The 13,839-nt window shown below is 59.6% G+C and carries 16 protein-coding genes; 3 read left to right on the plus strand and 13 right to left on the minus strand.

Annotation, left to right across the window (positions count from 1 at the left end; all coding sequences use genetic code 11):
• Positions 1-16: 16 nt before the first annotated feature.
• The 10 genes from AC1MDT_RS23695 to ubiE all read right to left on the minus strand — a co-directional run bounded on the left by AC1MDT_RS23695 (position 17) and on the right by ubiE (position 8,170).
• Positions 17-1,933: a methyl-accepting chemotaxis protein gene (locus AC1MDT_RS23695; protein WP_480419201.1), complete on the minus strand. Its 1,917-nt coding sequence runs from the start codon at positions 1,931-1,933 to the stop codon at positions 17-19.
• Positions 1,934-2,109: 176 nt separating this feature from the next.
• Positions 2,110-2,817, minus strand: a complete 708-nt coding sequence (locus AC1MDT_RS23700; protein WP_480419202.1) for a 16S rRNA (uracil(1498)-N(3))-methyltransferase — start codon at positions 2,815-2,817, stop codon at positions 2,110-2,112.
• Positions 2,814-3,608: a twin-arginine translocase subunit TatC gene (tatC, locus tag AC1MDT_RS23705; RefSeq protein ID WP_480419203.1), complete on the minus strand. Its 795-nt coding sequence runs from the start codon at positions 3,606-3,608 to the stop codon at positions 2,814-2,816. The genes AC1MDT_RS23700 and tatC overlap by 4 nt, the downstream gene beginning before the upstream one ends.
• Entirely contained in the window at positions 3,605-4,054 is a 450-nt protein-coding gene (gene tatB / locus AC1MDT_RS23710) for a Sec-independent protein translocase protein TatB (RefSeq protein ID WP_480419204.1), read from the minus strand. Before tatB ends, tatC begins: the two co-directional genes overlap by 4 nt.
• Before the next feature lie 10 nt (positions 4,055-4,064).
• Complete coding sequence (locus AC1MDT_RS23715) at positions 4,065-4,343, minus strand: twin-arginine translocase TatA/TatE family subunit (RefSeq protein WP_480419205.1); 279 nt, start codon at positions 4,341-4,343, stop codon at positions 4,065-4,067.
• Between the two features lie 25 nt (positions 4,344-4,368).
• Positions 4,369-4,701, minus strand: a complete 333-nt coding sequence (locus AC1MDT_RS23720) for a phosphoribosyl-ATP diphosphatase (RefSeq protein ID WP_007899279.1) — start codon at positions 4,699-4,701, stop codon at positions 4,369-4,371.
• Positions 4,694-5,095 carry a phosphoribosyl-AMP cyclohydrolase gene (gene hisI, locus AC1MDT_RS23725; protein WP_480419206.1) on the minus strand — a complete coding sequence of 134 codons (402 nt, stop codon included), beginning with the start codon at positions 5,093-5,095 and terminating at the stop codon, positions 4,694-4,696. The genes AC1MDT_RS23720 and hisI overlap by 8 nt, the downstream gene beginning before the upstream one ends.
• Positions 5,096-5,175: 80 nt before the next feature.
• Positions 5,176-6,780, minus strand: coding sequence for a ubiquinone biosynthesis regulatory protein kinase UbiB (ubiB, locus tag AC1MDT_RS23730; RefSeq protein WP_480419207.1), 1,605 nt, complete (start codon positions 6,778-6,780; stop codon positions 5,176-5,178).
• On the minus strand, positions 6,777-7,400 hold the full coding sequence (locus AC1MDT_RS23735) for a ubiquinone biosynthesis accessory factor UbiJ (protein WP_480419208.1): 624 nt from the start codon (positions 7,398-7,400) through the stop codon (positions 6,777-6,779). Before AC1MDT_RS23735 ends, ubiB begins: the two co-directional genes overlap by 4 nt.
• Positions 7,400-8,170 (minus strand): bifunctional demethylmenaquinone methyltransferase/2-methoxy-6-polyprenyl-1,4-benzoquinol methylase UbiE, encoded by a 771-nt coding sequence (gene ubiE / locus AC1MDT_RS23740; protein WP_007948968.1) that lies wholly within the window; start codon positions 8,168-8,170, stop codon positions 7,400-7,402. The genes AC1MDT_RS23735 and ubiE overlap by 1 nt, the downstream gene beginning before the upstream one ends.
• A gap of 154 nt (positions 8,171-8,324) precedes the next feature.
• Here ubiE and AC1MDT_RS23745 point away from each other — a divergent pair, with 154 nt between their 5' ends.
• The 3 genes from AC1MDT_RS23745 to AC1MDT_RS23755 all read left to right on the plus strand — a co-directional run bounded on the left by AC1MDT_RS23745 (position 8,325) and on the right by AC1MDT_RS23755 (position 10,078).
• Positions 8,325-8,600: a polyhydroxyalkanoic acid system family protein gene (locus AC1MDT_RS23745; protein ID WP_480419209.1), complete on the plus strand. Its 276-nt coding sequence runs from the start codon at positions 8,325-8,327 to the stop codon at positions 8,598-8,600.
• A gap of 247 nt (positions 8,601-8,847) precedes the next feature.
• Positions 8,848-9,270, plus strand: coding sequence for a phasin family protein (locus AC1MDT_RS23750; RefSeq protein ID WP_480419210.1), 423 nt, complete (start codon positions 8,848-8,850; stop codon positions 9,268-9,270).
• A gap of 10 nt (positions 9,271-9,280) precedes the next feature.
• On the plus strand, positions 9,281-10,078 hold the full coding sequence (locus tag AC1MDT_RS23755) for a phasin family protein (protein ID WP_480419211.1): 798 nt from the start codon (positions 9,281-9,283) through the stop codon (positions 10,076-10,078).
• 199 nt (positions 10,079-10,277) lie between these two features.
• On the opposite strand, the gene AC1MDT_RS23760 is transcribed toward AC1MDT_RS23755, so the two are convergent.
• From AC1MDT_RS23760 to phaZ, 3 genes are all read right to left on the minus strand, one after another.
• Entirely contained in the window at positions 10,278-10,898 is a 621-nt protein-coding gene (locus AC1MDT_RS23760) for a TetR/AcrR family transcriptional regulator (RefSeq protein WP_480419212.1), read from the minus strand.
• A 171-nt stretch (positions 10,899-11,069) separates the two neighbouring features.
• The gene (gene phaC / locus AC1MDT_RS23765) at positions 11,070-12,752 is read right to left on the minus strand and encodes a class II poly(R)-hydroxyalkanoic acid synthase (protein ID WP_480419213.1); all 1,683 of its coding nucleotides are present in this window, start codon (positions 12,750-12,752) and stop codon (positions 11,070-11,072) included.
• A gap of 114 nt (positions 12,753-12,866) precedes the next feature.
• Positions 12,867-13,721 carry a poly(3-hydroxyalkanoate) depolymerase gene (gene phaZ / locus AC1MDT_RS23770; RefSeq protein ID WP_480419214.1) on the minus strand — a complete coding sequence of 285 codons (855 nt, stop codon included), beginning with the start codon at positions 13,719-13,721 and terminating at the stop codon, positions 12,867-12,869.
• Positions 13,722-13,839: the final 118 nt, after the last annotated feature.

Below are 13,839 nucleotides of genomic sequence, written 5' to 3' on the forward strand. Positions count from 1 at the left end.
AACCGAGGTATCCGCATCAAACCTTGAACTTGCCCACCAGCATCTGCAGATGCGTGCCCAATCGCGCCAGCTCAACACTGGAGGCCGCCGTTTCTTCGCTGGCGGCCGACGTCTGCTCGGACACATCACGCACGTTCAGCACGCTCCGGTTAATCTCTTCGGCCACGGCGCTCTGCTGCTCGGCCGCGGCGGCGATCTGCTGGTTCATCGACTGGATCGCCGACACGGTGCGGGTGATGCTTTCCAGCGAGCCGCCAGCGCGACGGGTCAGTTCGACGCTGCTGTCGGTGAGGCTGCGGCTGTTGTCCATGATGGTTGCGACCTGCTGGGTGCCGGTTTGCAAGCCGACGATGAGTTCTTCGATCTCTTCGGTCGACTTCTGGGTGCGCTGGGCCAGGCTGCGTACTTCGTCGGCCACCACCGCAAAACCGCGGCCGGCTTCGCCGGCACGCGCGGCTTCGATGGCGGCGTTGAGGGCCAGCAGGTTGGTTTGTTGGGCGACGGACTTGATCACGTCGAGCACGCTGCCGATCTTGTCGCTTTCGTGCTTGAGGTGCTCCATGGCTTCGGTGGAGTTGCCGACTTCCAGCGCCAGGCGTTCGATCTGGGCGATGGCTTCGCCTACCACTTTGTCGCCTTCTCGGGCCTGCTGGTCAGCGGCGACGGCAGCTTCGGAAGCTTCTTCGGCGTTGCGCGCGACTTCTTGCACGGTGGCCGTCATTTCGTTCATCGCAGTGGCCACCTGGTCGGTCTCGACTTTCTGGCTGTTGACCCCGGCGCTGGTTTGCTCAGTGACTGCCGACAACTCTTCGGCGGCGCTGGCGATTTGCGTAACGCCATTGCTGATGCCGCCGATCAGTTCACGCAAGCCCAGGGTCATGCCCTGCATGGCACGCTGGAGCTGACCGAGTTCGTCGCGGCGTTCGGAGACAAGGTTGTGGGTGAGGTCGCCCGCCGCGACACGCTCGGCGACTTTGAGGGTCTGGGTGAGGGGGATCACGATCTGGCGAGTGATGGCCCAGGCGGCGAGCATGCCAAAAGCGAGTGCCAGGGCCGTGGCCAGCAGCAGCATATCCCGGGCGCTGGCGGCATTGGTATCGCGAACGAGGGTTTGCGAGACGATCAGTTTTTTACTGACGTCGAGCAGGATGTCGCCTTGCTCGGCCATGCGTTTGAGGGCGGCGGCGTTCGCGACCTGGGAATCGCGGAATTGGCTGACAGCGGCGCGATAGGCCTTGAGCGAGTCGGTGGCCTGTTGCAGGTTGGCTAGATGCTGTTCCGGCAGTTTGGACGGCAGGCTTTCGAGGTTTTTCAGGGCGTTGTCGATGGCGTCCAGCGCCGGTTGTTCGGCCTCGGTCTTGTCGCTGTAGGTGTAGCCGCGGACCTGGAAGCGCGCTTGCTGGATCAGTTTGCTCAGGTCGATCACGCTGTTGAACTGGGCGACGCTGTCGCCTTGCAGCATGGCTTTCTCGACCTCAGCCACGCGTGCCACTGCGTTATCGGCGGTAGCGCCGAGTTTGTTGCGAGCATCTTCGCGGTTCGCACCGGCCTGGATCAAGGCGCTAAAGGCTTGTCTGTACTGAGCGACGGCGGCCAGTTGCTGGTCGATCTTCGCCACGTCGGCGGGTTGCTCGATCATCTTGCGGGCGGTTTGCAGGCCTGCATCGAGTTGGCCGAGCAGATCGTTGACGGCGCCGGGGCCCTGTTCGCCGCGACGCATTTCGTAATTGAGGCGGGCGATGCGCAGGTCTTTGGTCAGCTCGTTGACGCTGGAAATGAAGCCCAGCTTGTCGCCGCGATTGATCACGCCATTCAGGCCGGTCCAGCCGGTGAAGGTGATCAACAAGGTTAAAAGCAGCACCAGGCCAAAACCGATACCCAGTTTGCGATTGACGCTGATGTTTCCCAGATTCCCGGCTAGCCATCCGTACATGCTGCATCTCCCTCGGACCAAACATTGGTTTTATGGGAAGTGTATCGGCTGGGCGGCGACATTCTGTAGGAGCGAGCTTGCTCGCGAAGGACGTTAACGATAACGCGTCCTTCCTGAATAACCGCGTTGCCTCAAGTTTTTCGCGAGCGAGCTCGCTCCTACAGGGTTGTGCGGTGTTAGAAGAGGCGGGCCAGGAGTGCAGTGACCGCGGTTTCGACCCGCAGGATGCGCTCGCCGAGTTGCACCGGTTGCAGGCCGGCCTTGCCCAGCAGGTCGATCTCGTAGGGGATCCAGCCACCTTCCGGGCCGATGGCCAGGGTCACCGGTTCGTCCAGGCCGCGAGGGCAGGGCGGGTAATTGCCGGGGTGGCCGACCAGGCCGAGAGTGCCTTCGGTAATCGCTGGCAGACGGTCTTCCACGAAGGGTTTGAAACGCTTTTCGATGACGATGTCCGGCAGCACGCTGTCCCGCGCCTGTTCGAGGCCGAGAATCAGCTGCTCGCGGATGGCCTCGGGTTCGAGAAACGGGGTTTGCCAGAAGCTCTTCTCGACGCGATAGCTGTTCACCAGCACGATGCGCGGCACACCCATGGCCGCTACGGTCTGAAACACCCTGCGCAGCATTTTCGGCCTTGGCAGGGCCAGGACCAGGGTCAGCGGCAGCTTGGCCGGTGGCGGTTGGTCGAGTGTGACGCACAACTCGGCTTCATCGGCCTCCAGGCGCAGCAATTGGGCAGTGCCCATCAGTCCGCCAATACGTCCGACTCGCAGGCTATCGCCAACAACCGAACGGTGAACCTCCTGCATGTGGGTCAACCGGCGATCGCGCAGGATGACCCTGTCGGCCGCAATGAAGTCGGCCTCTTCCAGGAGCAACACATTCACGGCTGGGTCGCTGGCGGCTGGTCGTTGTGATCGTCGGCCGGTTGGTCATCCGGGTGTTCACCGCGTTTGCTGATCAAGCCGCCGAACAGCACGCCAATTTCAAACAGCAGCCACATCGGGACGGCCAGCAAGGTCTGCGAGAAGATGTCCGGAGGCGTCAGGATCATGCCGACCACAAAGCAACCGATCACTACATAGGGGCGGATTTTTTTCAGGTATTTGACATCGACCACGCCAATCCACACCAGCAGCACCACGGCCACCGGTATTTCGAACGCCACGCCGAAGGCAAAAAACAGCGTCATGACGAAATCGAGGTAACTGGTGATGTCGGTCATCATTTCCACGCCGGCCGGGGTGGCGGAGGCGAAGAATTTGAAGATCAGCGGGAACACCAGGTAATAGGCGAACGCCATGCCGGTGTAGAACAGCGCGATGCTGGATATCAGCAATGGCACCGCAATGCGCTTCTCATGCTTGTACAGGCCCGGTGCGATGAAGCCCCAGATTTGATGCAGGATCACCGGAATCGCCAGGAACAGCGAGACCATCATGGTCAACTTCAGTGGCGTCAGGAACGGCGACGACACGTCGGTGGCGATCATCGTCGCGCCGGCCGGCAAGTAGGCACGCAGTGGCGTGGAGACGAAGGTGTAGATCTGCTGGGTGAAAGCGAACAACCCGGCGAAGATGATGAAAATCGCCGCTACACAGCGCAGCAGGCGGGTACGCAACTCGGTGAGGTGCGAAACCAGCGGCATGTGCTGGTCGTTTTCAGGGAGATCGCTCATGGGGCTCGCGGCGGCAATGTTGGGTCGTTAGGGGCCGGCGCAACAGGCGCAGCCGCAGGTGTAGCAGGTTCAACCGGCGTCGTAGCAGCAGCGGGTACAGGCTGCGCAGCGGCTACAACAGGCGCAGGCTCGGCGGCTGGAGCATGAATTGCCTGCTCCGCCACCGGTTCGACCGTTTGGACCGGTGTGGCTTCCTGCTGAGTCGGCGAGAAGATCTTCCGCGCCTCCTGCTCCAAAGACAGGATGTGCTCGTTATGCAGTTGCCGACGAATCTCGTCGGCACCTATTTCACGTTCAACTTCCTGTTTGATTGCGTTGAAACTGCGCTTCAGACGCCCGATCCAAAGGCCGGCGGTGCGCGCAGCACCCGGCAGACGCTCGGGGCCCAGCACTAGCAGGGCAACGAGGCCGACGAGCAGCAGTTCAGAGAAGCTGATACCAAACATTAGTCAGTGCTCACACGTCTTTGCGGATCGGCTCTTCGACTTTTTGTGCCTGCACATCGATGGTGTGCGGCTGGTTCACGGACTGTGTGGCTTGTGGCTGAACAGGCGGAACTGGTTGGGCGGGGGTCACCGTCGGGTCGACTGGCTTTTCTTCATCGTTCATGGCTTTTTTGAAGCCCTTGATCGTCTCGCCCACATCAGTGCCGAGGTTTTTCAGTTTCTTGGTGCCGAACACCAGTACGACGACAACCAGGATGACGATCCAGTGTTTCCAGTCAAAAATGCCCATGTTGCTGCTCCTCTCTAATAATTGTTCAGGCGGACGGGCGCGAGGCTTTCTCGGCGTGTCCGGAGAGACCGAAACGACGGTCCAGTTCATCGAGTACAGCCTGTGGATGCTGCCCTAATTGGGCGAGCATGACCATGCTGTGGAACCACAAATCGGCGGTTTCGTAGATCACATCGCTGCAGTCACCGCTGATGGCGGCGTCCTTGGCGGCAATGATGGTCTCGACCGACTCTTCGCCGACTTTTTCCAGAATCTTGTTCAAGCCCTTGTGGTAAAGGCTGGCGACATACGAGCTGTCGGCGGCAGCGCCTTTACGCTCTTCCAGCACTTGGGCCAGACGGGTAAGAGTGTCACTCATGTGCGTGTCCTGGGGAATAGATAGCGTGCGGATCTTTCAGAACCGGGTCGACGGTTTTCCAGTCGCCGTTCTCGAAGACACGATAGAAGCAGCTCTGGCGGCCGGTATGGCAAGCGATGTCACCGATTTGCTCGACCATCAGGATGATCACGTCGGCGTCACAATCCAGGCGCATCTCATGCAAAACCTGCACGTGGCCGGATTCTTCGCCCTTGCGCCACAGCCTGCCACGGGAGCGCGACCAATAGATGGCGCGGTTCTCGGCAGCCGTCAGTTCCAGCGCTTCGCGGTTCATCCAGGCCATCATCAGGACGCGCCCGGTCTTGTGATCCTGGGCAATTGCCGGCACCAGGCCATCGGCGTCCCACTTGATCTCGTCCAGCCAGTTTTTCATCTTCGACTCCGCCAGCGGGCCCGACACTTCATTAGTCAGGTCCAACGTTGAAACAGTGTGCCAGTACGCAGCACAACTGGCTATCGGCGAACGACCAGATACAAACCAACGGCCATCATGATTCCGGCCGGCCAGTAAGCCAATTCGTTCAGCGGCCCGCCCACGGCCAGGATTGCACCGCCTGCCAGGTGAGCGGTGCCGAGCAGCCGCAGGAACCAGTCATCACGGCGCCGATGCCACGGTGGTGGCGGGTCGTAGGCATGGGGTTGGGACATGCGCTCGAGCAGGTCGCGGGCCATGTTCGCCAGGTGCGGCAGCTGTTCAAACTGGCTTTGCACGTTGCCGAGCAATGCTTTGGGGCTGACACGTTCACGCATCCAGCGTTCGAGGAACGGCTGGGCGGTGTTCCACAGATCGAGATCCGGGTACAGCTGACGGCCCAGACCTTCGATGTTCAGCAGGGTTTTTTGCAGCAGCACGAGTTGTGGCTGCACTTCCATATTGAAGCGTCTAGCGGTCTGGAACAGGCGCATGAGCACCTGGCCGAAGGAAATGTCTTTTAACGGTTTTTCGAAGATCGGCTCGCAGACTGTCCGGATGGCCGCTTCGAATTCGTTGAGTTTGGTTTCCGCTGGCACCCAGCCCGAGTCGATGTGCAACTGCGCAACGCGGCGGTAATCACGCTTGAAAAACGCGAACAGGTTGCGCGCCAGGTAATCCTGGTCTTCCGGGGTCAGGCTGCCAACGATGCCGCAGTCGATCGCAATGTATTGCGGGCTCCACGGGTTGACGGTGCTGACGAAGATGTTTCCGGGGTGCATGTCGGCGTGAAAGAAGCTGTCGCGGAACACTTGGGTGAAGAAAATTTCCACGCCACGCTCGGCGAGCATTTTCATGTCGGTGCGCTGGTCGGCCAGGGTGGTCAGATCGGTGACCTGTATCCCGTAGATGCGCTCCATCACCAGCACTTTGGGCCGGCACCAGTCCCAATAGACTTGTGGCACGTACAGCAGCGGCGAGCCTTCGAAGTTGCGCTTCAGCTGGCTGGCGTTGGCCGCCTCGCGCAGCAGATCGAGTTCGTCGTAGATGGTTTTTTCGTAGTCCTGGACCACGTCCACCGGGTGCAGCAGACGCGCGTCGGCCGAGAGTTTTTCGGCGGCGCGGGCGAGGATGAACAGCCACGCCAGGTCCTGGGCGATGATCGGTTTCAGGCCGGGGCGAATGACTTTCACCACCACTTCTTCGCCGGTTTTCAGTTGCGCGGCGTGCACCTGCGCCACCGAGGCCGAGGCCAGCGGTTCAACGTCGAAACGACTGAAGACCTCGCTGATCTTTTTGCCCAGCTGCTCTTCGATCAGCTTGACCGACACTTGCGAGTCGAACGGTGGTACCCGGTCCTGCAACTTCATCAGCTCATCGGCGATGTCTTCCGGCAGCAGATCGCGGCGGGTGGACAGAATCTGTCCGAACTTGATGAAAATCGGTCCCAAATCCTGCAATGCCAGGCGCAAACGCGCGCCACGGCTCAGGTCCAGCGTCTTGCGCGGGAACCAGCGCCACGGCAATACGTAGCGCAGCGCCAGCAAAAACCACGGCAGCGGCAGGGCGAACAACAGGTCATCGAGACGGTAGCGAATCACAACGCGCTGGATGCGCAATAAACGGCGGACGGCAAGCAGCTTCATGCGTTATCGCTTGGGTCGAGGGATCGGGAAAGGCGCTCGAAACGCGCCTCGAGACGTTCCAGATCAAGCTTGATCTGGTCCAGTTCACTGAAACGGGCTTCGGCTTCGCGCTGGCCGACGAGGGCGCGCGATTCTTCGGCCAGGTATTCGCCCAGATTTTGATTCAGGCTGGCGAAGCCCTGCTGGTACCAGCGTGCGCGGCTGCGCAGGTGACCGCCAACCAGTTGCGTAGCGACCGGGCCGAGCCAGCGTGCGAGTTCGTATTCCCAGTCCAGCTCAAGGTCCTGAAGGATCGCCGCCAGTTCCAGCAGCACGCCGCTGTCGCCGTCGAGTTCGACTTCTGGCGCGTGGAGAACCGACGTCTTGTCCTTGCTCATCGCCAGCTTCAACAGGCTTGAGGCCGGCGCACGCAAGGTGCAGTCGGCGCCGGTTTCCCACTGGGAGGCGAGCATCAAGCCTTCGTCGCTGGGCAGGATGAACAGCTGTAACGCCGGACTGCGGCAGTCGACGGCAATCACTTTGCCGCTCAAATGCGCCAGCCGCGGCAGCGCCGTGCTGTCGAGACGCAGCACCCGGTTCAGACCGAGCTCAACGCTGGCGAGCAGGCCGGCCAACAACATCAGGGTTTGATGCCGCGGTGCAAGGCGACAATGCCGGCGGTCATGTTGTGATAGGTCACCCGGTCGAAACCGGCTTCGACCATCATGGACTTCAGGGTTTCCTGATTCGGGTGCATGCGGATCGATTCGGCCAGGTAGCGATAGCTTTCCGAGTCGTTGGTGATCAGCTTGCCCATCAGCGGCATGAAGGCGAACGAGTAGGCGTCGTAGGCTTTGGACATCAGTGCGTTGGTCGGTTTGGAGAATTCCAGCACCAGCAAACGGCCGCCCGGTTTAAGCACGCGCAGCATCGAGCGCAGGGCGTCTTCTTTGTGGGTGACGTTGCGCAAGCCGAAGGCGATGGTCACGCAGTCGAAATGGTTGTCCGGGAACGGCAGCTTTTCAGCGTCGGCCTGAACGAACTCGACGTTGCCGGCGACACCCAGGTCCAGCAGGCGGTCACGACCGACCTTGAGCATGGATTCGTTGATGTCGGCCAACACCACCTGGCCAGTCGGGCCCACGAGGTGCGAGAACTTTTTGGTCAGGTCGCCCGTGCCACCAGCGATGTCCAGCACCCGGTTGCCCGTGCGCACGCCCGACAGTTCGATCGCGAAACGCTTCCACAGACGGTGCATGCCGCCCGACAGGAGGTCGTTCATCAAGTCGTACTTGGCGGCTACCGAGTGGAACACCTCGGCGACTTTTTCCGCTTTTTGGCTTTCCGGAACGTTTTTGAAACCGAAGTGAGTGGTGGGTTCGGCATCGCTGCCTTTGCGCTGATCAGTCATATCGCTGTCACCAGAAGAGAATGCGGGACATTCTAATCCCGGTGGCCTGCTTTGTCTTGGCAAGGCTGAAGGTAAGATAGGCAACCGCCGGGACGTTTTGCCGCACAGACGGTCAAGATGTTCAGGAAAGTATTCATAAAACAGGAGTCATTCGATGGCCCGTATTAGTGTTGAACGTGCCCACGGCCTGGGTAAGGAAGCGGCCCGCGAGAAGGCCGACAAGTTGGCGCAGAAACTGTCCGATCAATATGGCCTGGAGCCGCAGTGGTCCGGCGACACCCTGAACCTCAAGCGTTCAGGGGTTAAAGGTGCGGTGCATGTCAGCGAAAATTCGATCCGCGTCGATGTTGAGTTGGGCCTGATGATGTCGGCCATGAGCGGCATGATCAAATCGGAAATCGAAAAGGCCCTGGATAAAGCGTTGGTCTGATCTGGCCTTCGCATGAAATGGGATCAAATGTGGGAGCGAGCTTGCTCGCGATGAGGGCGTGTCAGTCGACATAAATGTTGTCTGATACACCGCCATCGCGAGCAAGCTCGCTCCCACAGTTTTTTGTGGTGTACCCGTGGGTTTATGTCAGTTGTTAGGGTGCCGTTTCTAATTTTTCTCCCTACTTTGTGCCTGAGCCCGACACTTCGCGGGCAGTTCCTCAAACCTTCTGCGCGTGAGGTGCACCATGGCCAAAGCTATTTTGAAGAAAAAAATCGACGCATCGACCACTGCTTTGGGCGACGTCAAATCCTACGCCCGCAAGATCTGGCTGGCAGGCCTGGGTGCCTACACCAAGGTCGGTCAAGAGGGTAGCGACTACTTTCAAGAGTTGATCAAGGCGGGGCAAGCGGTTGAAACGAAAGGCAAAAAAGTAGTTGCCGAGAAACTTGAAGCCGCTAATGCCGAGATCGACGAAGCGAAGAGCGAAGTGAGCACTTTCAAAGGCAGGGTCGAAGTTCAACTCGACAAGGTCGAGAAGGCTTTTGACTCGCGTGTTGCAAGTACCTTGAATCGTATCGGCATTCCGTCTAAACATGACGTTGAGACACTCTCTGCCAAGCTCGATGAGCTGACGGCATTGCTCGAACGCGTCGCGCGTAAATCTTAAGGAGAACGGGATGGCTGGTAAAAAGAACACCGAAAAAGAAGGCAGCTCGTGGATCGGGAAAGTCGAAGACTACTCCCGCAAAATCTGGCTGGCTGGTTTAGGCGTGTACTCGAAGATCGACACTGACGGCAGCAAGCTCTTCGATACATTGGTTAAAGACGGCGAGAAAGCCGAGAAGCTCACCAAGAGCGCTGTGAGCAAAAAAGTCGATGCCGCCAAGGACTCCGCTTCGTCGGCCAAGTCGCGCATCTCTGGCGTGAAAGATCGTGCGTTGGGCAAGTGGGATGAGTTGGAAGGGGCTTTCGATAAGCGCCTGAACAGCGCCATTTCGCGCCTGGGCGTACCGAGCCGCAACGAAGTCAAAGAGCTGCACAGCAAAGTCGATACCCTGACCAGGCAAATTGAAAAACTCACCGGTGCCAAGGTTGCGCCTGTTGCGGCTAAAACCGCGGCGGCCAAACCGGCGGCTGCTAAACCAGCCACCAAAAGCGCCGCCAAGCCACTGGCCAAAGCTGCCGCTAAACCAGCAGCCAAAACTGCCGCAGCTAAACCTGCAGTAGCCAAGCCAGCGGCCAAACCGGTTGCGGCTAAAGCAGCGGCTAAACCCGCAGCAGCCAAACCGGCGGCAGCGAAGAAGCCAGCGGTGAAAAAGCCGGCAGCGCCGAAAGCTGCTGCACCAAAACCAGTAGTGGCTGCCGCCAAACCGGCACCAACCCCGGTCAGCACAACGAACTCCGCTGCTGCTCCGACCCCTGCTGTTACCCCGACTGCCGCGCCAGCTCCATCGGCGCCAACCAGTCAGTCCTGATTTCAGGGCTCAAAAAAACGCCCGGCCTGCAAAGGTCGGGCGTTTTTGTTTGCGCACGAATTTGCGACCGCCACAGATCCACTGTGGGAGTGAGCCTGCTCGCGAAGGCGGGGTATCAGACGACATCAACGCTGAATGACACACCGCCTTCGCGAGCAGGCTCGCTCCCACAGTGGAATTTGTTTATCCAGTGGCATTGTCACTCGTGTTCTTCGAGGTATTGAAGTGCCAACCGCTCGGTCGCCACCTTGATCGGCGGCAGCAAGTGCGGCGCCACCAGCATCATGATCTGGTAAACCACCAACCTTACCTCGCCTTCACGATCCAGAATTCGCTGATAGTCCAATGAGAACAGCAGCGTCATGGTGATCTGTTCCACCAATTGCCCCAACGCCTGGGTGTCGCTGACCAACTGCTCCTGGGCCTTCAGCTGTGCCAGCAATGACGCCAGTGTGCGCTTCAGGGCATTGAGCAGATTGCGTATGCCCTTGGCCAGTTTCGGCAGGCGCCCGGCAAGGTTCGACAAGTCCTGGAACAGAAATCGGTAGTGGGCCAGGCGCTCGACGATCAGGTGCAGAAACAGCCAGTAATCTTCCGGTGCCAATTCCACGTCGGATGGTGGATCAAGCAGTGGCGTCAGTTCGCTCTGGAAGCGCTCGAACAGCCCCAGAATCAGCGGTTCCTTGCCGTGGAAGTGGTAGTAAAGATTGCCCGGGCTGATGCCCATTTCGTTAGCAACTTCCATGGTGGAAACGTTCGGTTCGCCCTTCTGGTTGAACAACTGCAGGGCACATTCGAGGATCCGGTCGCGGGTTTTCATCCAGTCTTCTTAGTAGTCATGCCAGGCCAACCCCGTCCCTGTAGGAGCGAGCTTGCTCGCGAAAAACGTTAACGATAACGCGTGCTGTCTGTTTTACCGCGTTGTCTTTTCGTTTCTCGCGAGCAAGCTCGCTCCTACAGTGTATGAGTGCTGGCCGTAGCGCATTGGGTATCAGCGCACGCGCACGTAAGTACCGGGTGCCGCCTCCATTGGTGGATAGTTCTGGTTGCCGAGGGCCATGTGGGTTTCTTTCTGTGCGCCTGAACGCTCCTGAATCCAGCTCAGCCATTGCGTCCACCAGCTACCGTCGACTTGCTTGGCGTCGTAGTACCAGGCCCGTGGATCGCCGCTCAGTTTCGTGCTTTCGACGTAATTGGCTTTTGGGTTGGTGGGCGGGTTGAGAATGCTCTGCACATGGCCGCTGTTGGACAGCACGAAGCGCCGCTCGCCCCCTAACAGCAGCGTCGAGCGATACACCGCATCCCATGGCGTGATGTGGTCGTTGATGCCGGCCACGCTGAAGCTGTCAACCGTGACCTTCTGCAAGTCGATCGGCGTGCCACACACTTCAAGTCCGCCAGGATGGCTCAACGGGTTGTGCTTGAAGAAGTCCAGCAGATCGCCGTGGAACGCTGCCGGCAGACGCGTGCTGTCGTTGTTCCAGTAGAGGATGTCGAACGCCGGAGGCTCCTTGCCGAGCAGGTAGTTGTTGACGAAGTAGCTCCAGATCAAATCGTTGGGGCGCATCCAGGCGAAGACCTTGGCCATGTCCCGCCCGTCCAGCACGCCCTTCTGATAGGAGCGGCGCTTGGCCGCCTCCAGGGTTTGTTCGTCGGCGAAGAGCGTTGCGGGGCTGTCCATCTGGCTGTCGAGCAGGCTCACCAGGTACGTCGCGCTGGACACCCGTCGCAGTTGGCGCTTGGCCTGCAAATGGCCTTGCAGCGCGGCAATGGTCAGCCCGCCAGCGCAGGCGCCCATCAAATTCACTTCCCGGGCGCCGGTGATCGCCCGGCACACGTTCATCGCTTCTTCCACGGCTTCAACGTACGTCGACAGACCCCATTCACGGTGTCGTACATCCGGGTTGCGCCAACTGATAATGAAGGTTTGCAGGCCGTTTTTCAGGGCGAACTGGACGAAGCTATTGCCGGGGCTCAGGTCGAAAATGTAGTACTTGTTGATCTGTGGCGGCACCACCAACAGGGGTTTTGAATACTGCTTTTCGCTCATCGGCTTGTACTGGATCAACTCCAGAAGCTCATTGCGAAACACGACGGAACCAGTAGTGGTTGCAACCGTTTTGCCGACTTCGAAGGCATGTTTGGTGACTTGTCGCGGCAAGCCGTCGTTGTGCAGGAAGTCGTCCACCAGATGGCCGAGTCCGCGCACCAGGCTGTTGCCGCCAGAGTTGAAGATCTCCTTGATCGCCAGGGGATTGAGCAGGCTGTTGGACGGCGATACCGCGTCATTGAGCAAGGCGAAGGCGAAGTGGGCGCGGGCGCGATCTTCCGGGCTCATGGTGCTCTCGTCGATCCAGCTTTTTACCTGTTTCTGCCAGCTAAGGTAGGCCTGCAGACTGCGGCGATAAAAAGGGTTGAGGCTCCACGCCGGGTCGGCAAAGCGATTGTCCTGCGGGTTGGTCGGGTGCAGGGTTTCGCCCAACAGCACGCGGCCCAATTGACCGCCGAGCTTCAGGGCGTGTCGGGCACTGAGCACCGGGTTGCGCAAACCATGGGCGGCAACACTGCGCAGGGTTGAAAACAGATCCCGACCATTCAAGCCGGTAATCGCACTCTGTGCGTTGATGAACGCGGCGGGAGTGGGTAATAACTCCCTCGCTGGTTTTTCGCGCATGACTCAACACTCCTTCGTCTTCAGGCCAAATACAAATACACCGAACCAGAACACCATAGACGTTGTAACGGGTTGTTGCGCGGCGTTGCGTCCTGCCGAGCGATATAGGGTCGATTACCGGCCCAATGGCGCCGGATGCGGATGCATCACCGCGCGCTGCCGTTCTTCCTCAAGGAATTTCATGATGATCGGCGCCACCGCTTCGGCCCGGGTAATCAGGAACAGATGCCCGTCGTCGATAATATGTAACTGAGCATTGGGAATCCGCCAGGCCAGCAGGCGCATGTTGATCAACGGGATCAGCGGATCATCGTCGCCGGCGAGTACCAGCGTCGGCTGATTTATCTTGTGCAGCCAGTGAATGCTGGTCCAGCCGAGGCCGGCGAACAGCTGCCAGTAGTAACCGAGCTTGCCTGCCGAGCGCACTTTTGCCGCGTGGCTCGCTGCCAGGGTCGGATCACGACGGAACGCCCCCCCATAAATCATCGGCGCAATGCGGATCACATGGGAGGGCTGGATGTAGCGCCGTGGGCTGGCCATCATCCACAGCACCTTGGGTTTGCCCGGCACCATCACCGCACCGGCCGCGGTGGCCGCCAGCACCAGCTTCTTGCAGCGCTCGGGATAGTCGTAAGCGAACTGCTGAGCGAGGGCGCCACCCCAGGACACGCCAATCACGTTGACTTGCCCGTAGTCGAGATAGTCGAGCATCCGCGCCGTGAGTTTCGCCAGGCCCGGAAAGCGATACGGTAGATTCGGCGTCGATGAACCGCCGACACCGGGTACGTCGAAAGCAATGACCTCCAGGTCCGGGTCCAGCGCCGCGATGAACGGAAACACCAGCTCCAGGTTGGCGCCGATGCCGTTGAAAATCAGCAAGGGCGTCAAGTGAGGCTTGCCGGGGCGTACTGCCGTGCGGAGGGTCTGGCCATCCAGGTCGACGGTACGAAATATGAAAGGTTGCGGCATGCTTCAAGCCCTGTGGGTTAATTCATCCCTGCCCCCCTGTAGGAGCGAGCTTGCTCCGGGCGGCGTTCCGACGATGGTGTGTCAGTTGAAATCAATACAGCTGAGACTCCATCGTCGG

This window comes from Pseudomonas sp. ASL7 (genome assembly GCF_056680375.1).